The following is a 24,662-nucleotide window of genomic DNA, read 5'->3' as shown; positions in this document are numbered from 1 at the left end:
TCATCACTGGTTTGCCGTTCTAGCTTCCACGCGGTGTGGACCTCTCGCTGGGGTGCCGTTCCAGCACGGGTCGGTGCCGAAATTCCGTGACGCGTGTCATTTTCCTCAGCGTGCGGATCCAGGGCAGGCGTCCGCAGTGCCTGGTTCTGTGGCCGCGTGAATCGCTGCGACTACGGCTTCCCCGATCGGGGTCAGTTTCATTGGTGACGCCGTGGTTGCACGGATGAGGAGTAGGTGTCCGATCTCGCGACGCAGTCTTCCAACTCTCGTGATCAGGGCCGTGTAATGGGTTCCAAGCGCTTCTGCGGCTTCCTTGAGTGTCCGATAGCGTGACGCTGCGGCGAACTCGCGAAGGCGGTCCCATGCGCCGGGTCCCGTGAAGGCAGGACGGAGGATTTCCGGTGCTTCTCTGGCCTGAGCTGCCAGCTGCGCGAGTTCAGGGCGGGTGTGCCCGTTCATCTTGGTCACGGGGATTCCGTGCAGCTTGGCCCATCGGGTCATGGTCGTGGGGCTGAGGCCCTTCTCGCGGCCGAGTTCTGCCAGGGTCCGGCCGTGGACCAAGTACTGCTCGCGGAGCCATGTTCCGTCGACGTAGCCCTTGCGCGGGCCCGTTGCGTTGGGTTCACGGACCTCAATGTCGTACTGCTCGGCGAGACGCCTCGTAACGTTGCGGCTGACGCCAGCGAGGTCCGCGATCTGGCGCAGGCCAAAACGTTCTGCGTAGTAGAGCCGCCGGAACTCATCCGGCGGGAAGGCCTGCTTCGCGATCCGCATGGCCTCGCCGTCGTTCCGCCGACGACTGCGTGGCCTCGGCTGGGCCGGTGCGGGAGACCGGTGCAGCAGAACTCGGACAGCTTCATGTGACGTGCCAAGTTCGCGGGCGGCCTGCTCCGTCGTCATGGACGGCGAACGGATCATTTGATGAAGAATGCTGATGTCGATCTTCTCCAGGTCAGGACCTGCCGTTTCCAGGCCGTCGGCAATCACCGTCGGCGGTTCCCAGACCAAGGGCTCACCCTCAACGCCGTTCTGTGCGAGAAAGTCGGCTCCAGCGCGGTGCAGGCCATCTCTGACTTCAGGTGTCAGGAACGCGGCGAAGTAGTTCACGTGTGGGCGGTCCATCGGCCGAGTGATCGCGAAGTGGCCGGGAGCAAGATGTGCCGGGAGTCCGCTCAGCTGCTCGAAGAGTGTGCTTCGCGCGACGGTGAGACGACGTCCCTGGCCGGGTTGGACGCCGGCGTCCTCGCAGATCTGGCGCCATCGAGTCTCGGGGAGTAGATCGGTGTAGTCCAACATGCGGCGGCGCTGGTAGTCGATGGGCACTTCGTGTGCGTCGAGGTAGTCCGCCAGCCGCACCAGTGCCGTGCTGACCACCGCCCAGAGTCTCTGTGCATGCAGGAGTTGCAGGACTTTCGAGGTCATCTGCCGGGTGGTCACGCTGCCGAGACGACGTGTGATCACTCTGAGGTCGTCGCGCGTGCCCACCAAAGCCAGGGAAGCGGACAGGCAAGGACGGAACGTCCGGCTGTATGCGCCTTGCGGCGGCGACAGCAGGACAGACCAACCAGGCCAGAAGCACGAGGGAACCTTGTGAACGCGCAGGTCCGCCAGGCCCCCGCGAGGGGATGGCCTGGAGGGGAGGAAAGCCGGAAGCCGGTAGCGAAGCTGATCACTCGGTCGCAGCATCGATTCCTGAGCCGTCAGCTGGATGGCGCTCAGCAGCGGAGTGATGCCGTGCAGCCTGTGGAAGCCTGTCAGGCGCTTGAGCGTCTCTGAGGGGTCTGCAGCGGCGACGAGGTGCCGAAGCTCGCGGCCAGCTGCATGGTAATCGGACTGCCCGAGGACCTGGAGGGCGGCGGCGATCCCGATGGCCTGGACGGGTGCAGTCAGGCTGCGCCTGGCAGGAACGGCGCCCGCGACCTCGGGAAGGGCCCCCTTCACTCCCTCATAGATCTCGCGCGTGTCGTGCGGCAGGACGATCGCCAGACCGCTGTCCGCGGCGTCGGCCAGGAGCCGGGAGGAAAGGGCACGAAGATCAGCCAGCGCTTCCAATGCGGAGAAGCTCTGTGGAGCGATCGCGTAGATGCCGAACTCTGCTGAATCGTTCTCCGCGATCTCCGTCAGCAGCTTCTGTGCCGTCAGCAGCGTGTGCCCGGACCCAAGCTCGATGCTTGCGACCTCGGACAGTCGGTAGCCGCAGCGTTGGTGCCTTCTGCCAGGTTCTTCGCGCTGGCCCGGGAAGGCGCATTTTCCCGGCTGCGGGACATAGCGCTGCTGGTGCAGCCGTTTCCAAGGCATTTGACCGCACTGGGGGCACGCGTCGGCGAGCAAGCGGTTGTGATCGAGGCAGGCGAACATCCAGCCCAGCCGCCAGCTCAGCTTCCACCGGCCGTTCGTCTCGGCCAGGCAGTCCGGGCAGAAGCGTGATCCGGCCTGGCGTCCCCAGTGGTGCCATCGGCTGACCTGCCTCGTTTCGCGTTTGATATTGAGTGCTCGGCCGTCGAAGTGCGCGAGCGTCATCGCGTGCAGAACCTGGGGGTTCACGCCGGTGGCGTGACAGATGCCGGCGGCTTCGTTGTCACGGAGCAGGATCGCCCAGCGGGCTGGGATGTCACGGTGGCAGTCGCCAGCTTCGACCCGTCGGGCCAGGCCAAGAGCTGGCAGCAGGTCACTCAAGGGTGTCCGCAAGCGGTGTGCGATCACCTCGAACCACGAGTCCAGCGCCTCACCGGGCAACGGCGGAACCGTGATCGGCAGAGATCGGAGCATGCTCACGCTGCCTTCTTCTTGGGCTTGCTGACCAGCCGCCCTGCGGCAAAGGCCTGTCGAAGTTCTTCGCGTCCTTTCTCGGAGGCGGCATCGTTCTTGACCTTCGACAGCAGCTCGAGGTCGATCCGCTCGGCCCCGGTGCGTACGGCTCTCTGACAGGCACGGTTGACCAGTGTCATGAGGGAGCCGATGTGTCCAGTGCTGCGGGCGAAGAGCTCGTCGGACAGATCGTCCGCGATCATGCCGGGGTACTTGTTCGCCAGGACGACCCGTTCCTCGATAGCGAGGAGGGTGTTGCGCCAGTCTGTGCGTCCTTCCTCAGTGTCGATGGTGAAGGGCTTCATGCCCAGCCGGGTAGTGCGGCGTCCTGTCTGGGCGAGTACGGCGTCTTCGTAGCTGTCGCCCTCGTCGAACAGGCCTCGCGCCTGCAGGCCGACGCCGATCATGAGCAGGGTGACGGGGAACTCGTTGGCGATGTACTTGAAGTGGTTGCTCACGTCGATGCCGGTCCGGTTCCTCCAGCGCAGGAAGTGCAGGTCATCGACGATCAAGAGCGTGGTCTCGCAGGAAAGGACGCAGTCGAGTGCGCGGAAGCCGAAGTCGGTGGCGGTGCCGCGGAAGCGTCCGGGATGAGCGAAGAACTCCAGGATCGCCCGGTTGAAGTCGCGCATGCTGGTGTTGCTGGTCAGGCCCACTCGACAGACCGGCCACCGCTCATGCCTCTGATCGGTGTACTCGCCCTCCTCCTCGATCACACGCCGGTGGAGCAGTTTGGCGAAGGCGAGGGCGGCCGTGGTCTTGCCCAGGCCGGGGAAGGCGTCAATGGCGATACTGCCTTTGACCTTGTCACCGTCCTGCTCGTTGCTGTCGATGATGTCCCACAGGTCCTCGTGCAGGGCTTCCATCTGCGGGGTGCGCAGGGGCCCGAGGTTCGCGTGCCATTTGCGGCGGCGCCGGTCGTAGTCAGCGCGGGCCTTTTCCCCCAGAAGAGACAACTGACGGTGGGTGAGGTGCTCGGGGCGGGGCCGCGAGGGAGCGTCCACCAGGCGCCGGAAGCCTTCTTTGCGGGTCAGCGTGAGGTGATCGAGTTTGGCGTGGAGATCATCCTCGGAACGCTTCCGGTCAGTCATCGATGTCCCTCAAGGCGGTTGCGTAGAAGTCGATTTCCTCGTCCAACTCTTCGAGGCTGTCCCCGTCGTCATCGCCCTCTTCCACCACTGGGGCGGCTTCGACTGCCGGAGGCTCGGCCTGTGCAGGCAGGGACAGCACGCGGGCGACCGACGGCAGCGAACTGACGGCACCGGCTCGCGGCTCGGGAAGGTCCAAGGCGGCCTGTTCGCGGGAAAGCCGCAGTGCCATCCGCCGTTCGCCCAGGGAAGTGCCCAGGCCAAGATTCCACCGCTTCAGCAGCAGGGCGATGGCGAGCCGGTCGTCGGGGTAGGTGTACTCCTTCGCTGCCAGGCGCCGGGCGAACTGGAGCGCTTCCTCGCTCAGCGGCATGTCCAGGCTGGGCGCGTGCTCCCACTCAAGGGTGTGCCAGACGCGTTCGTGGTCCCGGAAGTGGATCTGGGTGGCGTCGTCGGGATCAGCGAAGAACTCCAGCCGCCGCTTGTCCAAGTCGATGTCGGAACCGGCCATGTCGCGCAGCCCATCGAGACAGGGACCGTTGTAGCGACGCCCGTTGATCTCGACGCCATAGGGCTGGACCGTGCGCATCGTGACGTCGAGGAACTCGAAGGCGAGATGCGGGTCACGGGGCACCTCGATGTAACCCGCCCGCGCGAGACCGTGCTCGAACATCGCCGCCGGAGACAGTTCCACCTTCGGCAGGTGGGGGTCGAGCAGTCCTTCATGCGGCGTGCGGTGATAGTCCACCGCGATCCACTCGCGGATGATCGCCTCAAGCTCGTGGTGGAAGAAGAAGGCATCCTTCTCCGGGTTCAAGCCACGCGAGTGGATGTTGGGTCCCTTGTAGCCGGGCAGCCTCTGCAGCAGGTCTTCCCGCAGGGTCCGAAAGAACCGCTCCACCGGGCCCTTGTCCCGGCCCGTGCGCAGCCTCGCCGGCTGCACCGAAATCCCCATCCGGTGACAGACGCTGGTCAGATGCGCCGACAAGTAGATCTTGCCGTGGTCGACGATCAACGTCTCCGGCGCAATCTTCGGCCCCCAGACCCCAGTGACGGGCCCGTGCACGGCCTCCGCCTCCACCAGCACCCCGCGGGGGATCCCGTGCTCGGGCCAAGCCGCCTCCCTCGGCCAGCTCTCCGGAACCGGCTGGGGACGGTAAGCCTGATAGAGCACGGCCGCCGCATCGATAGCCTTCGTCGACACCGGAGTCACCCGCAGACCGATGATGCAGCGGGTGTACCAGTCCATCGCGACGGTCAGCTCCGCCTGCATCCACCGCAGCGTCACCGGGTCGAGCGCGAACACGTCCAGCCGCGTCGTGTCCATCAGCACGTACTCGCCCGGCCGCGTAGGCCGCAGCTTCCCGTAGACACCCTTCGGGCGGTCGGCGATATCCCGATTGCGCTGGGTACTGAGCCGGAAGGTCGGATAGCGCCGTTCCAGCTCCTTCATCCATCGATAGCCCGTCGCCTGCGATGGCACCGGCACCTTGACCAGCTTGAACTTCGTCTTGACGCGGGCCTCGACCTCCTCCAGCACTACCTTCACCGACGGCCGCGACTCTTCCTCGTACTCCTTCAGCACCTCCACCGCCGCCTCGACCCAACGCGGATCGGCACTGCCAAGTCCGTCGTCTGCCTGCGCAGTCTTCGGAACCAGCCCCGCCTCGCCCAGCTCACGGAACGCACGTGCCCATCGGCGCACCGTCCGCTCGGTCACCCCCAGTTCCGCGGCCTTGGCCTCATACCGGGCCTTCAGAGGCAAGGCAGGCGCGTACTGAGGGCGCGGCTCGTCCGGCCGCGCAAGATCCTCACTGCCGGAGCGGTATCCCGTCACCATCTCCCGGACATGCTCGGCACGTTCCAGAACCTCCTTCTTCTCGTGCTTGGCCAGCCGGTTCAGCACCACGGCCGCGAGGTCTTCGTCATCGGCGGAAGACGGGCCCGATCTGTCGTGGATCAGTTCGGCGCGATCCGAGGTCAGCAGCTCACGCACCGACATCCGGGCCAGCCGGCCGCGCCCGTCCTTGAGGATGACCTCCATGCCCGTGGACAGGATGGCGAAATCCACAACCTCGACCGTCTCACCGTCCAGGCGGAAATGCGTCCCGACCCCCAGCTTCGTCCCCGCACCGCTCATGCAGCCCTCCGTAGCACGTGCCCCGCACTCAGCGGCCGGTCCAGCACGGTCGTCACGTGACCGGACCACAGCAGGTGCAGCACCGCCGACTTCACCAGCGGGCGAGGACAGTCAGGCAGCAGCCGGAAGGCATCACCAAGCAACATCCCGTCCAGATCCGTGGCCCTCAAAGCGCCGACCAGGTCGGGGTCGAACAGCCAGTCGCGGCGGTAGCCAGCGAGAAATCTGATGTTCTCCAGCACGGCTGGGTCGGGCTCGCTCCACACCTCGTACTGCCACCCCCGCGAAGTGACCGCCTCCCGCGTCCAGGAGAACGTGAAGGCGACCTCCGGTTTCTCCAACCGGTGGCGAGGCTTGACGTCCACGACCAGCGGACCGGCATCGGTCAGCAGCAGGTAGTCCGGGATGTGTTTGCGGACCTTTCCATCGATGTCGGCCTTGAGCAGGAACGGCTGGGCGACAATGTGCCGCACCTCCGGGGCGAAGTCGGCGAACAGCAGCCGACCCAGCTCCAGCCGGGACTCGTAGATCACATGGTCGCCCACGGTCGCCGACCAGTACGTGCCTGAGTAATGCTGCTGCCCCTTGTACCAGCGAAACGTCCGCCACGGTCGGGCCTCATGCAGCAGTCCGAGCGGCACCGACTGCCACTCCAGGTCCTCCGCCGTGGATTCGTCACTGCGCCGGACGCTCAGCCGTACTGGCGTGGCCACCGCTGTACTCATCGGACCACCGACCCCGTGTCTTCCGAAGCGGCCCCGCCGGCCGCCGAACGCTGGGGTCCTGCCCGAGTCACGTACGCGGATGACGACCAGGGACAGTCCTGTACACGAAGAGGGGAATCACTCGATCAAGAGGCATGATTCTCACCTCCATGTCCTATTGGACATGCGGTGGACATCACCGGTGAGAAAAGGACACGGGATCTGAGAACCTACATCCGGCCAGGTCAGGTCTGGGCCATGTCCACGAAGCGGGAGTAATGGCCCTGGAAGGCCACCGTGATCGTCGCCGTGGGGCCGTTACGGTGCTTGCCCACGATGATGTCCGCCTCGCCCGCTCGCGGTGACTCCTTCTCGTAGGCGTCCTCGCGGTGCAGCAGGATGACCATGTCGGCGTCCTGCTCGATGGAGCCGGACTCACGCAGGTCGGACACCATCGGCTTCTTGTCCGTGCGCTGCTCGGGGCCACGGTTGAGCTGCGAGAGCGCGATCACCGGGACCTCCAGCTCCTTGGCCAGCAGCTTGAGGTTACGGGACATGTCCGAGACCTCCTGCTGACGGCTCTCGGAGCGCTTGGAACCACCGGACTGCATCAGCTGCAGATAGTCGATGATCACGAGCTTGATGTCGTTGCGCTGCTTCAGCCGACGGCACTTCGCACGGATCTCCATCATCGACAGGTTCGGGGAGTCGTCGATGTAGAGCGGCGCGGACGAGACCTCGGGCATCCGGCGCGCCAGGCGGGTCCAGTCCTCGTCCGTCATGGTGCCCGAGCGCATGTGGTGCAGGGCCACACGTGCCTCGGCCGACAGCAGACGCATCGCGATCTCGTTGCGCCCCATTTCGAGGGAGAAGATGACGCTGGCCAGGTTGTGCTTGATCGACGCCGCACGCGCGAAGTCCAGCGCGAGCGTGGACTTACCCATGGCGGGACGGGCCGCGATGACGATCATCTGGCCCGGGTGCAGACCGTTGGTCAGCGAGTCGAGGTCCGTGAAGCCGGTGGGCACACCGGTCATCTCGCCGCTGCGCGAGCCGATCGCCTCGATCTCGTCGAGGGCGCCCTCCATGATGTCGCCGAGCGGCAGATAGTCCTCGCTGGTCCGCTGCTCGGTGACCGCGTAGATCTCGGCCTGGGCGCGGTTGACGATCTCGTCGACGTCGTCGTCGGCCGCGTATCCCATCTGCGTGATACGGGTGCCCGCCTCGACCAGACGGCGCAGGACCGCCCGCTCGTGGACGATCTCGGCGTAGTACTCGGCGTTCGCCGCCGTCGGCACCGTCTGGACGAGGGTGTGGAGGTACGACGCGCCGCCGACCTTGTTGATCTCGCCGCGCTTGGTGAGTTCGGCGGCGATCGTGATGGGGTCGGCCGGCTCACCCTTGGCGTAGATGTCGAGGATCGCCTGGTAGATCGTCTCGTGCGCGGGCTTGTAGAAGTCGTGGCCCTTGAGGATCTCGACCACGTCGGCGATGGCGTCCTTGGACAGCAGCATGCCGCCCAGGACGGACTGCTCGGCGTCCAGGTCCTGCGGTGGCACCCGCTCGAAGGAGGAGCCGCCGCCGTCCCAGCCGCCGTTCTCCCGGCCCCGGTCGTGCTGTTCGTCACGGCCCCGGCCGCCGTCACTTCGGCGACGGGAGGCGGGCAGACGATCGCTGGGTCCGCTGTCGGCCCACGGATCGTCCAAGGGCTCGGAAATGCTCACCGAGCCACCTCCTCCCGTCCGCACGGCGGACCTCGCCGTGCCCTCTGTTGTACGGCACGACACTGACAATTGAGAGGCCCAACTCCGCTTCTGGCGCGTCGGTTTTGTGACGTTTCCCAGGCCGAGGAAAGGAGCGGGCGCCGGACAACGGTAGGCCTGTCGGCACCGTCAGCCAATCTGGTTATCCACAGGCCATGTGGACGACGGCCCGGATGCTGTGGAGAACCCGCCGAAACCTGTGCACGACCCGGTGGACAGCCCTGTGAACAAGCCCTCGATCCCCTCGATCACAACGCCCTGACCTGCATCTTTACCGTCCACCGGCTGTGCAGAAGAAAAACTTTCCCAGTCGGACCAAGATCGCCTCGAACGATGCGTTCATGTGCACGGATCGAGACGGGAAGTAAGGGGCACTATGCAATTGCATCTCTTACCTGTGGACGATTAGATTAGTGCTCATGACACAGGCTCCAGCGATACCCCAGGCCACCCGCCGCCGGCACGACCGAGAGATCATCGCGCTGGCTGTCCCGGCCTTCGGTGCACTCGTCGCCGAGCCTCTGTTCGTCATGGCCGACAGTGCCATCGTCGGCCACCTCGGGACCACCCAGCTCGCCGGTCTGGGCGTGGCCTCGGCCCTCCTCATGACCGCCGTGAGCGTCTTCGTCTTCCTCGCCTACGCCACCACGGCCGCCGTGGCCCGGCGCGTCGGCGCCGGCGACATCCAGGCTGCCATCCGCCAGGGCATGGACGGCATCTGGCTCGCGCTGCTCCTCGGTGGGGCGGTCATCGCCCTCGTCCTCCCGCTGGCCCCGGGCATCGTGGACCTCTTCGGCGCCTCCGCCACCGCGGCCCCCTACGCCACGACGTATCTGCGCATCTCCGCACTCGGCATCCCGGCCATGCTGATCGTGCTCGCCGCCACCGGTGTACTGCGCGGCCTGCAGGACACCAGGACCCCGCTGTACGTCGCCGTCGCAGGCTTCGTCGCCAACGCCGGACTCAACGCGGGACTCGTCTACGGCGCCGGACTCGGCATCGCCGGATCCGCCTGGGGCACCGTCATCGCGCAGTGCGGCATGGCGGCCGCCTATCTGGCCGTGGTCGTTCGCGGGGCCCGCCGTCACGGGGCCTCCCTGCGCCCGGACGCCGCCGGTATCCGGGCCTCGGCCCAGGCCGGAGTCCCCTTGCTCGTCCGCACGCTGTCGCTGCGGGCGATCCTCATGATCGCCACGGCTGTCGCGGCACGCCTCGGTGACGCCGACATCGCCGCCCACCAGATCATCCTGTCCCTGTGGAGCCTGCTGGCCTTCGCCCTCGACGCGATCGCGATCGCCGGGCAGGCCATCATCGGCCGCTACCTCGGCGCGAACGACGCCCAGGGCGCCCGCGAGGCCTGTCGGCGCATGGTCCGGTGGGGCGTCGCCACCGGTGTCGTACTGGGCCTCCTCGTGGTGGCTGCCCGGCCGCTGTTCCTCCCGCTGTTCACCAGCGACTCCGTGGTCAAGGACGCGGCACTGCCCGCACTGCTGATGGTGGCCCTCTCCCAGCCCGTCTGCGGGATCGTCTTCGTCCTGGACGGTGTCCTGATGGGTGCCGGGGACGGGCCGTATCTGGCCTGGGCGATGGTGGCGACCTTGGCGGTGTTCGCCCCGGTGGCACTGCTCGTCCCCACGCTGGGCGGAGGACTGACCACCCTCTGGGCCGCCATGACCCTGATGATGACCGTCCGCATGCTCACCCTGTGGCTGCGGACGCGCGCGGGCAGCTGGATCGTCACGGGCGCCACCCGCTGAGCAGCTTGCCGGACTCACCGCGTCCCGGTTTCACGTGAAACATGACGCGGCCCGCGCGCAGCCGTCCTGACATCGAACGCGAAGAGGGGCCGCCCCGTAGGAGGCGGCCCCTCTCAGCTGCTCAAGCTGAGCGCAGCGTCACGCCGCGACGACCTCGATGTTGACCTTGGCGGCAACCTCGGGGTGCAGACGCACGGACGTCTCGTGGGCGCCCAGGGTCTTGATCGGAGCGGACAGCTCGATGCGGCGCTTGTCGACCTCGGGGCCACCGGAGGCCTTGATCGCGGAAGCGATGTCGGCCGGGGTGACGGAACCGAAGAGACGACCGGCGTCGCCGGAGCGGACGGCCAGACGGACCTTGACGCCCTCGAGCTGGGCCTTCACAACGTTGGCCTGCTCGATGGTCTGGATCTCGTGGATCTTGCGGGCGCGGCGGATCTGCGCCACGTCCTGCTCGCCACCCTTGGTCCAGCGGATAGCGAACTTCCGCGGGATGAGGTAGTTGCGAGCGTAGCCGTCCTTGACGTCGACGACGTCGCCAGCGGCACCGAGGCCGGAGACCTCGTGGGTGAGGATGATCTTCATGTTTCGGTCACCCTTCCCTTAGCGCGCGGTGGACGTGTAGGGCAGCAGCGCCATCTCACGGCTGTTCTTGACGGCCGTGGCGACGTCACGCTGGTGCTGCGTGCAGTTGCCGGTCACGCGGCGGGCACGGATCTTGCCGCGGTCGGAAATGAACTTCCGCAGCATGTTCGTGTCCTTGTAGTCCACGTACGTGACCTTGTCCTTGCAGAAAGCGCAGACCTTCTTCTTAGGCTTGCGCACAGGCGGCTTCGCCATGGTGTTTCTCCTGTGTGATCAAGAAGTGGGGATGCGAGCCCTTAGAAGGGGGGCTCGTCCGAGTAGCCGCCGCCACCGCCGCCGGAGTTTCCACCCCAGCCGCCACCGCCGCCGCCCTGGTTGCCACCGGCGGGAGCGCCGGTCGCCCACGGGTCGTCGGCAGGAGCGCCGCCGCCCTGCTGGCCGCCGCCGGAGTTTCCACCCCAGCCGCCGCCACCCTGGCCGCCACCGCCGCCGTAACCGCCCTGGCCACCGCGGCCGGCACCGCCGGCGGTCTTGGTGACCTTGGCCGTGGCGTTCCGCAGGCTGGCGCCGACTTCCTCGACGTCCAGCTCGTAGACCGTGCGCTTGACGCCCTCACGGTCCTCGTAAGACCGCTGCTTCAGCCGGCCCTGCACGATGACGCGCATGCCTCGCTGGAGCGACTCGGCGACGTTCTCCGCCGCCTGACGCCAGACCGAGCAGGTCAGGAAGAGGCTCTCGCCGTCCTTCCACTCGTTCGTCTGGCGGTCGAAGGTGCGGGGAGTGGACGCGACGCGGAACTTCGCGACCGCCGCACCGGACGGGGTGAAGCGCAGCTCGGGGTCATCGACAAGGTTGCCGACGACCGTGATGACGGTCTCGCCTGCCATGGGGGAACCTCTCGGCGGGTTTGCTGCTGGCTGCTTGCTGCTACTCGAATCCCGAGATCAGCTGAGCAGAAGGCTCAGTGGGTCTCGGGGCGGAGGACCTTGGTCCGGAGGACCGACTCGTTCAGGTTCATCTGGCGGTCGAGCTCCTTCACGACCGCAGGCTCGGCCTGCAGGTCGATGACCGAGTAGATGCCCTCGGGCTTCTTCTTGATCTCGTACGCGAGACGACGACGGCCCCAGGTGTCGACCTTCTCCACCTTGCCGTTGCCCTCACGGACGACGGCGAGGAAGTTCTCGATCAGGGGGGCGACAGCGCGCTCCTCCAGATCGGGGTCGAGGATGACCATCACCTCGTAGTGACGCATGTAGAACCCACCTCCTTTGGACTCAGCGGCCACGGTCGTTCCGTGGCAGGAGGGTTGTGATGCGTACGCAACGGTATCGGCCACCACTGACAATCGGGGCTCCTCGGGGGATCCCCGCAGCGGCCTGGGCAGACACCGGTGCAGACGGTACAGACTACCTGCACACGTGCTTCCGGTTGAAATCCGGCGGCGAGGGCCCTTCAATCTGTACACATCGGGTGTGTAAGGCGCTACCGTGCGCCGCGATCCGCAGGAGGTGCCTCATGGCACAGGCATTGCGACCCAACACCGCCGGATCCCTCTTCGCCACCGACGGCAAGGTCCGTCCACTCCAGGACACGCTGATGGCGGTGACCCTGGTCCTGGGCCTTGTCTCCTTCATCACGGCCTTCTTCCACGGCCTGCACCTGCTCACGTCCTGGACCGGCCTGCTGGGCATCTTCACCGGCGTGTACGGGCAGTGGATCTCGGAGACCACGCGTGAGCGGACCGGTCTGATCCTGGGTCTCGGTGCCGCCGGAGTCGGCTTCATGCTCGGCATGGCACACGGTGGACTGTTCGGCGGCCTCATCGGCTGACCCGTCCGGCCGTCGGTCCGGCACCTTTCCCGACACCGTGAAAACGCCTCGGCGGCCAGAAGCCGGGGCGAAGGTGCCGTACGCCCCAGTCGGGGTGCGTGCAAGGCGCAGTAGGCTTCGGCGCGAGAGCCGGAGCCCCTGTACCCATGGGGACACACCAGCCCGAGGAGCGCCCCGACATGAGCCTGACCCTGAGGACCATCAGCCGCGAGCAGCATCTGGCCTACATCCAGAGCCTGCCGTCGGCTAGCCACATGCAGGTCCCGGCCTGGGCCGACGTGAAGGCGGAGTGGCGTTCGGAGCACCTCGGCTGGTTCGACGAGCGCAACGGCGAGATGGTCGGCGCGGGCCTGGTCCTCTACCGCCAGCTGCCCAAGATCAAGCGCTACCTCGCCTACCTCCCCGAGGGCCCGGTCATCAACTGGTTCGCGCCGAATCTGGACGACTGGATCCAGCCGATGCTGGCGCACCTCAAGCAGCAGGGTGCCTTCTCCGTGAAGATGGGCCCGCCGGTGATCATCCGCCGCTGGAACGCGGAGACCATCAAGAGGGGCATCCAGAGCCCTGACGTGAAGCGCCTGCGCGACATGGAGGCCGACTTCATCGAGCCCCGCGCCTTCGAGGTCGCCGACAAGCTGCGCCGGATGGGCTGGCAGCAGGGCGAGGACGGCGGCGCCGGCTTCGGCGACGTACAGCCCCGCTACGTCTTCCAGGTGCCGCTGGCGAACCGTTCCCTGGAAGAGGTCCACAAGAACTTCAACCAGCTGTGGCGCCGCAACATCAAGAAGGCCGAGAAGGCCGGCGTCGAGGTCGTCCAGGGCGGCTACCAGGACCTCGCCGAGTGGCAGCGGCTGTACGAGATCACTGCCGTGCGCGACCACTTCCGGCCCCGCCCGCTGTCGTACTTCCAGCGCATGTGGACGGCCCTCAACACCGAGGACCCCAACCGGATGCGGCTGTACTTTGCCCGCCACAACGGCGTGAACCTCTCCGCCGCGACCATGCTGATCGTCGGCGGGCACGTCTGGTACTCCTACGGCGCCTCCGACAACATCGGCCGTGAGGTCCGGCCGTCGAACGCGATGCAGTGGCGGATGCTCCGCGACGCCTACGCGCTCGGCGCCACCGTCTACGACCTGCGCGGCATCTCCGACTCGCTGGACGAGACGGATCACCTGTTCGGCCTCATCCAGTTCAAGGTCGGCACGGGCGGGCAGGCCGCCGAGTACCTGGGCGAATGGGACTTCCCGCTGAACAAGCTGCTCCACAAGGCGCTCGACATCTACATGTCGCGCCGCTGAGCCGCGGGCGTTTGATTCCATAGCCCTCACAGCTTTCGCATTTCTGACACACGGCAGCCACGAGAAAGGTTCCGGGTCCGGCCATGGCGCTCACGCTCTACGTCGACACCGCGCGCTGGCGGGCGCACCACAAGCACGTGCAGGAGCAGTTCCCGGGCCTCGTCCCGGTCTGCAAGGGCAACGGCTACGGCTTCGGACACGAACGACTGGCCGAGGAGGCCACCCGCCTGGGCGCGGACATCCTCGCCGTCGGCACCACGTACGAGGCCGCGCGCATCAAGGACTTCTTCAGTGGCGACCTGCTGGTGCTGACGCCGTACCGGCGCGGTGAGGAGCCCGTCCCGCTGCCGGACCGGGTGGTCCGGTCGGTGTCGTCGATCGACGGCGTGTACGGCCTCGTGGGCGCCCGTGTCGTCATCGAGGTGATGTCCTCGATGAAGCGGCACGGCATCAGCGAGCAGGACCTGCCCCAACTGCACCAGGCCATCGAGAACGTCCGGCTGGAGGGCTTCGCCATCCATCTGCCGCTGGACCGCACCGACGGCTCGGACGCCGTCGAGGAGGTCATCGGCTGGATGGACCGGCTGCGTGCGGCCCGGCTGCCGCTGCACACCATGTTCGTCAGCCACCTCAAGGCTGATGAACTCGCCCGGCTCCAGCAGCAGTTCCCGCAGACCCGGTTCCGCGCCCGCATCGGCACCCGGCTGTGGCTGGGGGACCACGACGCCACCGAGTACCGCGGCGCCGTCCTGGACGTCACGCGCGTGGCCAAGGGCGACCGCTTCGGCTACCGGCAGCAGAAGGCGGCCTCGGACGGCTTCCTGGTGGTCGTGGCGGGCGGTACGTCGCACGGGGTGGGCCTGGAGGCCCCGAAGGCCCTGCACGGCGTCATGCCGCGCGCCAAGGGCGTCGCACGGGCCGGCCTCGCCACGGTCAACCGGAACCTTTCTCCGTTCGTCTGGGGCGGCAAGCAGCGCTGGTTCGCCGAGCCGCCGCACATGCAGGTGTCGATCCTGTTCGTCCCGTCGGACGCCCCCGAACCGACGGTCGGTGACGAGCTGGTGGCCCATCTGCGGCACACCACGACCCAGTTCGACCGGATCGTGGACCGCTAGTCCGATCCGAGATGCCGAAGCGGAAAGGCCGTACACGACGTTCGTGTACGGCCTTCTTCATGCCCAACCAGGGGTGTTCGCTCAGAGCGAACGGTCCTCGTACGGTGGCGGTTCCGGCCTTCCCCAGTTCACCTGAGGAGCCTCGAAATGGGCGGCGTGCCGCGGGGGATGGGCCGCCGCTCCGAGCACGAAGACGTCCTCCGCACCGTCGAGAACCCCGCCCGAGGGATCGTCGTCGCCGGACCGGCGCACCACGTCCCGCTCGGGCATCAGGATGTCCCGTACGACGACGGCGCACAGGTACAGCGTGCCCAGCAGGTGCAGGGCGATCGCCCACTGGTAGCCCTGCGTCGGCAGACCCTTGTGGGCGTCTCCGCTGGTCGTGTACGCGAGGTACATCCAGATGCCCAGGAAGTACGCCACCTCGCACGCCTGCCAGATCAGGAAGTCCCGCCACTTGGGCCGGGCGAGGACGGCCAGCGGCACCAGCCACAGGACGTACTGCGGGGAGTAGACCTTGTTGGTGACGATGAAGGCCGCCACCATCAGGAACGCGAGCTGGGCGAAGCGCGGCCGGCGCGGGGCGGTGAGCGTCAGCGCCCCGATACCGAGGAAGCACAGCACCACCAGCACGGTGGCCGAGGTGTTGACGAAGTCGATGGAGGGCGGGTTGCTGGTGTTCTGCGCCCAGATCAGCCAGAAGGATCCGAAGTCGACGCCCCGGTCGTGGCTGAACGTGTAGAACTTCGACCAGCCCTGGAAGGCGAAGACCATCACCGGCAGGTTCACGACGAGCCAGGCGACGACGGCTCCGCCCACGGCCTGGAAGAACTCCCGCCACTTGCCGGCCCGCCAGCACAGCACGAGCAGCGGGCCGAGCAGAAAGATCGGATAGAGCTTGGCGGCCGTGGCGAGCCCCAGGAGAACTCCGAAGGCCAGGGCGCGGCCCCGCGACCACATCAGCATCGCGGCGGCCGTCAGGGCCACCGCCAGCAGATCCCAGTTGATGGTGGCGGTGAGAGCGAAAGCGGGCGCCAGAGCGACCAGCAGGCCGTCCCAGGGGCGCCGCTGGTGGGTGCGGGTGACACAGACGGCGATGACGGCCGCGCACACCATCAGCATCCCGGCGTTGACGAACCAGTACACCTGCTCCTGGTGCTGGATGGTGCCGCTGCCGGGCGTGAGCCAGGCGGCCACCTCCATGAACACACCGGTCAGCACCGGGTACTCGAGGTAGTCCATGTCGCCCGGGAGCTTGTCGAAGTACGGCACCAGCCCGTCGGCGAAGCCGCGCCCCTGATAGAGGTGCGGGATGTCCGAGTAGCAGGCGTGCGTGTACTGCGAGCTCGCTCCGAAGAACCAGCCGCTGTGGTAGCAGGGCGCCTTCTGGACGAGACCGAGCGCGAACATGCCGATCGCGACGATCGTGATGACCCGTACGGGGGTCCACCAGCCCGTCCCGAGCAGGGCGTACCGCCCGATGGGGCCACCGATCAGCTCACTCCCGGCCGCGGCGACCTCGTCCTCCCTGGTCGGCCGCACCGGCTCCGCGTCGGCAGGCCGCACGGGCTCGGGCTCGTGCATGCTCGCGGGCGTCATCTCTGCACTGGGCATGGGCCACATCCTGCCGTACCTGCCTAGGAATACGCCGAGGGCCGCCGCACCTCGTGGGTGCGGCGGCCCGTGTTTCACGTGAAACACCCTTGGCGGGCGATATGACCGCCAACCGGTCAGACTGCCTGGCTATCCGTTCTGACCTGCGAAGATGCCTCCGTTGCCGTTACCTCTGGTGTTTCCGGTGCCAGTGGTGTCGGTCGCTGTCGGCGTGGGCGTCGTCCCACCGTCCGTGCCACCGGTGTCCGTGCCGCCGCCGTTGCCGTTGCAGTTGTTGCCCCAGCCGAGCTGGCAGGAGTCGCTCGGCGTCGGAGACGGGGACGTGGCCGTGTCGCTCGGCGTCGGGCTCGGCGAGTCGTCCGGCGTCTGGCTCGGCGTGATGGTGACCGACGGGGTCGGGGAAGGCGCGCCCGCCTCGTCCTGGACCTTGCCGATCTCGATGGCGTCCGGGAAGCCCGAGTCGTTCGCGTTCTTCAGCGCGGCCTTCATGTACTCGGTCCACACCAGCGTCGGGATGTCACCACCGTGGATGGAGTCCTTGCCCGCCGTGCCGTTCATCGAGAGCAGCTCGTGGTCCTTGGGGTTCTCACGGAACATCGCGATCGAGGTCGACAGCTGCTGGGTGTAGCCAACGAACCAGGCCGACTTGTTGCTGTCGGTGGTACCGGTCTTGCCGGCCGCCGTACGGCCCAGGGCCTTGGCGTTCTGAGCCGTACCGTTCTGGATCACGTTCTCCAGGACGTTCGTGACGTTGTTGGCGATGTTCGACTCCATGACCTGCTTGGGCTTGGGCTTATCAAAGCCCGGCCAGTCCTGGCCGTCCTTCTTGAGGGCGGTCACCGAGTACGGATCCACCTGCTTGCCGGAAGCCGCGAAGGTCGCATAGGCGTCGGCCATACGGATCGCGCTGGGAGTGGACGTACCGATGGCGAACGACGGGTTGAGGTCCTTCGACATGCTCTGGTCGAGGATGCCGGCCGACTTGGCGACGTCCCGCACGTGCGTCATTCCCACGTCTACGCCGAGCTGGACGAACGGCGTGTTGATGGACTGCTCCATCGCCTTGCGCAGGGTGATGTAACCCCACTTGTGAGGGCTCTCGTTGTTCTGGAAGAAGGTCGAGTTGTCCTTGTTCAGGTAGAACGACCCGTCTGGCTTCATCACCTTGAGGTGGTCGTTGCCGTTGTACTTGCTCAGCGGCGAGACCGGCGTGCCGGGAGACTTGTACGTGCCGTACTCCATGGCCGCGGCCAGCACGAACGGCTTCCACGTCGAGCCGACGGGGACGCCGGAGGTGTCGGCGTTGTTGGTGAAGTGGCCGTTCTCGTAGCCGTCACCGCCGTAGAGAGCGACGATCGCACCGTCATTGGGCTTCACCGACGCGGCGCCGAACTGGACGTTCTTGTCCAGGCTGCGGTGCTTCGGGTCCAGCCGCTCCTTCTGGATCTTCTTCACCGCCGCGCTCAGGGCGTTGACCTTGTTCTTCTGGAAGGTCGTGTAGATCTGGTAGCCACCCCGGTCGAAGTCCGCCTCCGTGATCTTGGAGTGGTTCAGGACGTACTTCTTCGCGGTGTCGGCCAGGTAGCTGATCTGCCCGGTCATGCCCTTGGTCGCCTTGCGGCCCTCGGGCGTGGGGTACTTCTTGAGGGCGTCCTGGTACTGGACATCGGTGAGGTGCTTGTCCTTGTGCATCTCGCCGAGAATCCAGCGCCAGCGATCCTGCGAGCGCTTGGTGTTGTTGGTCTCGGTCGCCGACTTGTCGAGGTCCGGGTTGCCGGCCGGGTCGTAGTACGTCGGGCCCTTCAGCAGCGCCGCGAGGACGGCGCACTGGCTCGGCGTGAGCTTGACCGCGTCCACGCCGTAGTAGGTCTGGGCGGCGGCCTGGATGCCGTAGGCACCGCGGCCGTAGTACGAGGTGTTCAGATAGCCCTGGAGGATCTGCGGCTTCGAGAGCTTGGCACCCACCTTGATGGAGATGAACATCTCGCGGAACTTGCGGGTGACGGTCTGGTCCTGGCTCAGGTACGTGTTCTTGACGAACTGCTGGGTGATGGTCGAACCACCCTGCGTCTGACCGCCTCGTGCCATGTTGGCCAGGGCTCGGGCGATACCCATGGGGTCGACACCCGAGTCCTGGTAGAAGCTCTTGTTCTCGGCCGAGATCACCGCGTACTGCATGGCCTCGGGGATCTTGTCGATGGTGACGTTCTGGCGGTTGACACCAGTGCCGGTGGCCACCATCTGACTCTTGTCGGCCCAGTAGTAGACGTTGTTCTGCGACTGGGCGGCGATGTTCTCGCTGGGGATCTGCACCATCGCGAAGCCGATGCCGACCATGGCGACCAGACCGCCGACGAAGCCGATGAACAGCCCCGAGACGAGCTTCCAGGACGGCACCCAGCGATGCCAGCCGTACTTGCCCGCCCTCGGGTAGTCGATGAACCGCTTCTTACCGGGTGCTGTCGTCGCACGGCCTCTGCCGCGCCCGGGACCATTCGGTCCGCCCGGGCCGCCGCGCCGGCCGCCCGGACCTCCGTTGTCGGCGGCCCGGCGTCGGCCGCCGCCTCTCTGCGCCGCCCGGCGGGCCTCGGCACGGCCGCCGTAGGGGCGCTCTTCACCCCCCGGGCCATAGGCGTCCGACCCATGGGAACTGGAACCATAGGAGTCGGCAGAAGACCCGGTGGCGCCTCGCGGTGCCGCACGGCGGCCGGAGGACGGGCCGGGCTGGCCGCGTCGGGCCGCGGCACGTCCGCCTTCCTGCGGCTGCGGCGGTTTGCGACGGTGCTCGCTCATCGAACGATTACTCCTCGGGCAGGCGCACCCGTGCGCGCCTGGAAACGGCGGCTGGTTTCCGGTCCCCCCGAAGTACGGATGTGGTCGGTTCCGCATTCACCCGTACTGCACCGGGGACGACGACGCTCCCCAGGCGTCACTTGGTTCCCGGTGGTGTGCATGCCGCACAGACTACGCACCGCCAAAACCCACTGAGCCCCGAAGTTCACCCCAAAACAGGCAACTCGCTTCCTACGAATCAGTGATGTGATCCCGTTCACCGTCCTCCCTCTTGTCGCACGCGGAAGGCCGTTCTATCGTCGGGATGTATCGAGTCGATACATCAGCGCGAGATAAAGAAGCTGCGGACCGAGAGGAGGCGATCATGAGCCGACGTTCCGGCATCCTTGAGTTCGCCGTACTCGGGCTGCTGCGCGAGTCCCCGATGCACGGCTATGAGCTGCGCAAACGACTCAACACGTCACTGGGTGTGTTCCGGGCGTTCAGCTACGGGACCCTGTACCCCTGCCTCAAGACGCTCGTCGCCAGCGGCTGGTTGATCGAGGAACCGGGCAACACCCATGAGGACGCCCTCGCCGCTCCCCTCGCCGGACGCCGGGCCAAGATCGTCTACCGGTTGACGGCGGAAGGTAAGGAGCACTTCGAGGAGCTGCTCTCGCAGACCGGCCCCGACGCGTACGAGGACGAGCACTTCGCCGCACGGTTCGCCTTCTTCGGGCAGACCTCGCGCGATGTGCGCATGCGCGTGCTGGAGGGCCGGCGCAGCCGCCTGGAGGAGCGCCTGGAGAAGATGCGCGCCTCCCTGGCACGCACCCGGGAGCGCCTCGACGACTACACGCTTGAGCTCCAGCGCCACGGGATGGAGTCCGTGGAGCGCGAAGTGCGCTGGCTGAACGAGCTCATCGAGAGCGAGCGGGCCGGCCGGGACCTGAAGGGTTCCGCGTCCGGGGGGTCCGCTCAGCAGGACACCACAACTGGAGCGACGGGCGGCCTGCCCCGTGCCGGGGACACCCCCCGGACGGATACGCCCGGCGACACCGCCACGTGAGACCCACTCAGGGCCTCACTCGTACACACAGGGAGCAACCGGAATGGGTTCGGTTCGCGTAGCCATCGTCGGCGTGGGCAACTGCGCCGCGTCGCTGGTGCAGGGAGTCGAGTACTACAAGGACGCCGACCCGGCGTCGAAGGTCCCCGGCCTGATGCACGTGCAGTTCGGCGACTACCACGTCGGTGACGTCGAGTTCGTCGCCGCCTTCGACGTGGACGCCAAGAAGGTCGGCCTCGACCTCGCGGACGCGATCGGCGCCTCCGAGAACAACACCATCAAGATCGCCGACGTTCCGAACACCGGCGTCACGGTCCAGCGCGGTCACACCCTCGACGGCCTCGGCAAGTACTACCGCCTCACCATCGAGGAGTCCGCCGAGGAGCCGGTCGACGTCGTCCAGGTCCTCAAGGACAAGCAGGTCGACGTTCTCGTCTGCTACCTGCCCGTCGGCTCCGAGGACGCGGCGAAGTTCTACGCCCAGTGCGCCATCGACGCCAAGGTCGCCTTCGTCAACGCCCTCCCGGTCTTCATCGCCGGCACCAAGGAGTGGGCGGACAAGTTCACCGAGGCGGGCGTCCCGATCGTCGGTGACGACATCAAGTCCCAGGTCGGCGCCACCATCACGCACCGCGTCATGGCGAAGCTCTTCGAGGACCGTGGTGTGCGCCTGGAGCGCACGATGCAGCTGAACGTCGGCGGCAACATGGACTTCAAGAACATGCTCGAGCGTGACCGCCTCGAGTCCAAGAAGATCTCCAAGACGCAGGCCGTCACCTCGCAGATCCCCGACCGGGACCTCGGCGACAAGAACGTCCACATCGGCCCGTCCGACTACGTCGCCTGGCTGGACGACCGCAAGTGGGCGTACGTCCGCCTCGAGGGCCGCGCCTTCGGCGACGTCCCGCTGAACCTGGAGTACAAGCTCGAGGTCTGGGACTCCCCGAACTCCGCCGGCATCATCATCGACGCCCTGCGCGCCGCCAAGATCGCCAAGGACCGCGGCATCGGCGGCCCGATCCTGTCGGCGTCGAGCTACTTCATGAAGTCCCCGCCGGTCCAGTACTTCGACGACGAGGCCCGCGAGAACGTCGAGAAGTTCATCCGCGGCGACGTCGAGCGCTAGTACCAGCCGCTCGCACGAGAACGCTCCTGCCAGGGCTGTGAGGGTCCCCGGGTTTCCTGACCCGGGGACCCTCGGCATATGTGAGGCTTTGCTCCATGCCCGTCGTCCGTGACCTGCGCGTCCTGCTGCGTCTGCGGGACTTCCGACGCCTGCTGTCCGTACGCCTCCTCTCGCAGGGTGCCGACGGTGTCTACCAGGTCGCGCTCGCCGCGTACGTCGTCTTCTCCCCGGAGAAACAGACCTCGGCCGCGGCGATCGCCTCGGCGATGGCGGTGCTGCTGCTCCCTTACTCGCTGGTCGGTCCCTTCGCGGGCGTCCTGCTGGACCGCTGGCGGCGCCGCCAGGTCCTCGTGTACGGCAACCTGCTGCGCGCGCTGCTGGCGGGGGCCACCGCCGTACTGATGGTCAGCTCGGTGCCGGACTGGCTGTTCTACGTGTCCGCGCTGTGCGTCACGGCCGTCAACCGCTTCGTCCTCGCCGGGCTGTCCGCCGCCCTGCCGCGTGTGGTGGACACCGAGCGTCTGGTGCTCGCCAACTCCCTGTCCCCGACGGCCGGGACGCTCGCCGCGACCGCCGGCGGCAGCCTCGCCTTCCTCGTACGGCTCGTGGCCTCGGGCTCCGATGCCGCGGTCGTCCTGCTCGGCGCCTCCCTCTATCTTTGTGCCGCTCTGACCTCACTGAGCATGGCTCCCGCGCTACTCGGCCCCGACCGGGTGCCGGCGCAGCCCCATCTACGAACCGCGCTCGCCGACACCGCACGCGATCTGCTCGCGGCCGTCCGGCATCTCGCCGAGCCCCGGCGCCGGGAAGCGGTCTGGGCGCTGGCCTCGATGACGCTGATGCGCTTCTGCTACGGCGCGCTTCTCGTGCTGCTGCTCATGCTGTGCCGGTACACCCTCGCCGCCACCCCCGACGAGGGACTCCGGCTGCTCGGACTCGCGCTGGGGGTGTCCGGTGCGGGCTTCTTCGCAGCCGCCGTGGTGACACCGTGGGCGGTGGGGCGGCTCGGCCCCGGCCGCTGGATCGTGGTCTGCTCCGGTGCGGCCACGATTCTGGAACCCGCACTGGGCCTGCCGTTCGCCACCGGCCCCCTGATGGTCGCGGCCTTCGTCCTGGGGCTGACCACCCAGGGAGCCAAGATCGCCACGGACACGATCGTCCAGTCCTCGGTCGAGGACGGCTTCCGGGGCCGGATCTTCTCCGTGTACGACGTCCTCTTCAACGTCGCCTTCGTGGGCGCCGCCGGAGTCGCCGCCCTGATGCTCCCGCCGGACGGCCGCTCGGCGGTGCTGGTGGTACTCGTTGCCCTGATCTATGGCGCAGTCGCTGTGGGCATGGCCCGCTTCGAAGCACGCCGAGACAGCAAAGGGGGCGATGTTTCACGTGAAACATCGCCCCCTCGTTAGGGCTCCGGGTCATGTTTCACGTGAAACATGACCCCGCTCAACGCCTCAGCTCTGTTCGCCCCACCACTCCTTGAGGGCTGCCACCGCCGCATCGTGGTCCATCGGACCGTTCTCCAGGCGCAGCTCCAGCATGTGCTTGTACGCCTTGCCGATGACGGGGCCGGGGCCGACGCCCAGGATCTCCATGATCTGGTTGCCGTCGAGATCCGGGCGGATCGCGTCCAGCTCCTCCTGCTCCTGGAGCTGTGCGATGCGCTCCTCCAGACCGTCGTAGGCCCGCGACAGCGCGGCCGCCTTCCGCTTGTTCCGCGTGGTGCAGTCGGAGCGGGTCAGCTTGTGCAGGCGGTCCAGAAGCGGGCCCGCGTCACGGACGTAGCGGCGCACGGCCGAGTCCGTCCACTCGCCGGTGCCGTAGCCATGGAAGCGCAGGTGGAGTTCGACCAGGTGTGAGACGTCCTTCACCAGGTCGTTGGAGTACTTCAAGGCCGTCATGCGCTTCTTGGTCATCTTCGCGCCGACCACCTCGTGGTGGTGGAACGAGACCCGACCGTCCTTCTCGAAGCGGCGGGTGCGCGGCTTGCCGATGTCGTGCAGCAGCGCGGCCAGGCGCAGCGTGAGATCGGGACTGTCCTCCTCCAGCTCGATCGCCTGCTCCAGCACGATCAGCGTGTGGTCGTAGACGTCCTTGTGCCGGTGGTGCTCATCACGTTCCAGGCGCAGGGCCGGCAGCTCGGGCAGGACATGCTCGGCGAGTCCACTGTCGACCAGGAGACCCAGGCCCTTGCGCGGGTACGCGGAGAGAATCAGCTTGTTCAGCTCGTCCCGGACCCGCTCGGCCGAGACGATCTCGATCCGCCCGGCCATGTCCGTCATCGCGGTGACGACCTCGGGGGCGACCTCGAAGTCCAGCTGGGCGGCGAACCGGGCGGCCCGCATCATCCGCAGCGGATCGTCCGAGAAGGACTCCTCGGGCGTGCCAGGGGTGCGCAGCACCTGGGCCGCGAGGTCCTCCAGGCCGCCGTGCGGGTCGATGAACTCCTTCTCCGGCAGCGCCACGGCCATCGCGTTGACCGTGAAATCCCGGCGGACCAGATCCTCCTCGATGGAGTCGCCGTACGACACCTCGGGCTTGCGCGAGGTGCGGTCGTACGCCTCCGACCGGTAGGTGGTCACCTCAATCTGAAAGCGCCAATCAGTGTCTCCGACACGGGCATCTTTCTGCGCCCCCACCGTGCCGAAGGCGATCCCGACCTCCCAGACTGCGTCCGCCCACGGTCGCACGATCTTCAGTACGTCCTCGGGGCGCGCGTCGGTGGTGAAGTCCAGGTCGTTGCCGAGCCGGCCGAGCAGCGCGTCGCGGACCGAGCCGCCCACCAGGGCGAGCGAGAACCCGGCCTCCTGGAAGCGGCGGGCCAGCTCGTCGGCCACGGGGGCCACCCGTAGCAGCTCGCTCACAGCGCGTTGCTGCGCCTGGCTCAGGGCAGAGGGATTGTCATCGTTGGGGTTCGGCACAACAGAAGAGGGTACGTGGCCCCGGCTACCCGGGGCGCCTCGATTGAGCGGGTACGGACGCCTCCCGCCATA

The 24,662-nt window shown here is 67.2% G+C and carries 19 protein-coding genes; 7 read left to right on the top strand and 12 right to left on the bottom strand.

The features are described 5' to 3' along the window. Positions 1-105: 105 nt before the first annotated feature. The 5 genes from BEK98_RS23785 to dnaB form a co-directional block, all read right to left on the bottom strand. Positions 106-2,769, bottom strand: a complete 2,664-nt coding sequence (locus BEK98_RS23785; protein ID WP_244201969.1) for a TniQ family protein — start codon at positions 2,767-2,769, stop codon at positions 106-108. A 2-nt stretch (positions 2,770-2,771) separates the two neighbouring features. Then, positions 2,772-3,899 (bottom strand): ATP-binding protein, encoded by a 1,128-nt coding sequence (locus tag BEK98_RS23780; RefSeq protein WP_094218677.1) that lies wholly within the window; start codon positions 3,897-3,899, stop codon positions 2,772-2,774. Further along, the gene (locus tag BEK98_RS23775; protein WP_094218676.1) at positions 3,892-6,036 is read right to left on the bottom strand and encodes a helix-turn-helix domain-containing protein; all 2,145 of its coding nucleotides are present in this window, start codon (positions 6,034-6,036) and stop codon (positions 3,892-3,894) included. Before BEK98_RS23775 ends, BEK98_RS23780 begins: the two co-directional genes overlap by 8 nt. Then, positions 6,033-6,761 carry a TnsA-like heteromeric transposase endonuclease subunit gene (locus BEK98_RS23770; RefSeq protein WP_244201947.1) on the bottom strand — a complete coding sequence of 243 codons (729 nt, stop codon included), beginning with the start codon at positions 6,759-6,761 and terminating at the stop codon, positions 6,033-6,035. Before BEK98_RS23770 ends, BEK98_RS23775 begins: the two co-directional genes overlap by 4 nt. Before the next feature lie 224 nt (positions 6,762-6,985). After that, positions 6,986-8,464, bottom strand: coding sequence for a replicative DNA helicase (gene dnaB, locus BEK98_RS23765; protein ID WP_094218675.1), 1,479 nt, complete (start codon positions 8,462-8,464; stop codon positions 6,986-6,988). 458 nt (positions 8,465-8,922) lie between these two features. On the opposite strand from dnaB, the gene BEK98_RS23760 reads away from it, so the two are divergent. Then, entirely contained in the window at positions 8,923-10,260 is a 1,338-nt protein-coding gene (locus tag BEK98_RS23760) for an MATE family efflux transporter (protein WP_094218893.1), read from the top strand. A 138-nt stretch (positions 10,261-10,398) separates the two neighbouring features. Here the strand turns inward: BEK98_RS23760 and rplI are convergent, their stop codons facing one another. The 4 genes from rplI to rpsF form a co-directional block, all read right to left on the bottom strand. After that, entirely contained in the window at positions 10,399-10,845 is a 447-nt protein-coding gene (rplI, locus tag BEK98_RS23755; protein ID WP_094218674.1) for a 50S ribosomal protein L9, read from the bottom strand. Between the two features lie 18 nt (positions 10,846-10,863). Beyond that, the gene (gene rpsR, locus BEK98_RS23750; protein ID WP_003949403.1) at positions 10,864-11,100 is read right to left on the bottom strand and encodes a 30S ribosomal protein S18; all 237 of its coding nucleotides are present in this window, start codon (positions 11,098-11,100) and stop codon (positions 10,864-10,866) included. Positions 11,101-11,141: 41 nt separating this feature from the next. Next, the gene (locus BEK98_RS23745; protein ID WP_094218673.1) at positions 11,142-11,732 is read right to left on the bottom strand and encodes a single-stranded DNA-binding protein; all 591 of its coding nucleotides are present in this window, start codon (positions 11,730-11,732) and stop codon (positions 11,142-11,144) included. 74 nt (positions 11,733-11,806) lie between these two features. Further along, complete coding sequence (rpsF, locus tag BEK98_RS23740; protein WP_094218672.1) at positions 11,807-12,097, bottom strand: 30S ribosomal protein S6; 291 nt, start codon at positions 12,095-12,097, stop codon at positions 11,807-11,809. Between the two features lie 263 nt (positions 12,098-12,360). On the opposite strand from rpsF, the gene BEK98_RS23735 reads away from it, so the two are divergent. From BEK98_RS23735 to BEK98_RS23725, 3 genes are all read left to right on the top strand, one after another. Beyond that, on the top strand, positions 12,361-12,675 hold the full coding sequence (locus BEK98_RS23735; RefSeq protein ID WP_094218671.1) for a hypothetical protein: 315 nt from the start codon (positions 12,361-12,363) through the stop codon (positions 12,673-12,675). Positions 12,676-12,854: 179 nt separating this feature from the next. Continuing rightward, a complete protein-coding gene (locus BEK98_RS23730) occupies positions 12,855-13,976 on the top strand; it encodes a lipid II:glycine glycyltransferase FemX (protein ID WP_094218670.1) in 1,122 nt (373 codons plus the stop codon). 83 nt (positions 13,977-14,059) lie between these two features. Then, on the top strand, positions 14,060-15,091 hold the full coding sequence (locus tag BEK98_RS23725; protein ID WP_094218669.1) for an alanine racemase: 1,032 nt from the start codon (positions 14,060-14,062) through the stop codon (positions 15,089-15,091). An 81-nt stretch (positions 15,092-15,172) separates the two neighbouring features. On the opposite strand, the gene BEK98_RS23720 is transcribed toward BEK98_RS23725, so the two are convergent. Together BEK98_RS23720 and BEK98_RS23715 are read right to left on the bottom strand one after the other, a co-directional pair. Next, positions 15,173-16,705 (bottom strand): glycosyltransferase family 87 protein, encoded by a 1,533-nt coding sequence (locus tag BEK98_RS23720; protein ID WP_208643203.1) that lies wholly within the window; start codon positions 16,703-16,705, stop codon positions 15,173-15,175. A gap of 129 nt (positions 16,706-16,834) precedes the next feature. After that, on the bottom strand, positions 16,835-19,498 hold the full coding sequence (locus tag BEK98_RS23715; protein ID WP_244201946.1) for a transglycosylase domain-containing protein: 2,664 nt from the start codon (positions 19,496-19,498) through the stop codon (positions 16,835-16,837). 364 nt (positions 19,499-19,862) lie between these two features. Here BEK98_RS23715 and BEK98_RS23710 point away from each other — a divergent pair, with 364 nt between their 5' ends. The 3 genes from BEK98_RS23710 to BEK98_RS23700 all read left to right on the top strand — a co-directional run bounded on the left by BEK98_RS23710 (position 19,863) and on the right by BEK98_RS23700 (position 23,078). Further along, on the top strand, positions 19,863-20,546 hold the full coding sequence (locus BEK98_RS23710; protein ID WP_094218666.1) for a PadR family transcriptional regulator: 684 nt from the start codon (positions 19,863-19,865) through the stop codon (positions 20,544-20,546). A gap of 43 nt (positions 20,547-20,589) precedes the next feature. Continuing rightward, a complete protein-coding gene (locus tag BEK98_RS23705; protein WP_094218665.1) occupies positions 20,590-21,672 on the top strand; it encodes an inositol-3-phosphate synthase in 1,083 nt (360 codons plus the stop codon). A gap of 95 nt (positions 21,673-21,767) precedes the next feature. Then, complete coding sequence (locus BEK98_RS23700) at positions 21,768-23,078, top strand: MFS transporter (RefSeq protein WP_094218664.1); 1,311 nt, start codon at positions 21,768-21,770, stop codon at positions 23,076-23,078. 45 nt (positions 23,079-23,123) lie between these two features. On the opposite strand, the gene BEK98_RS23695 is transcribed toward BEK98_RS23700, so the two are convergent. Next, entirely contained in the window at positions 23,124-24,590 is a 1,467-nt protein-coding gene (locus BEK98_RS23695; protein ID WP_094218663.1) for a CCA tRNA nucleotidyltransferase, read from the bottom strand. Positions 24,591-24,662: the final 72 nt, after the last annotated feature.

The organism is Streptomyces diastatochromogenes (genome assembly GCF_002242805.1).
GTDB classification, from domain to species: Bacteria; Actinomycetota; Actinomycetes; order Streptomycetales; family Streptomycetaceae; genus Streptomyces; species Streptomyces diastatochromogenes.
The sequence above is the reverse complement of the archived record's forward strand: the minus strand, read 5'-3'. Positions and strand labels throughout refer to the sequence as shown.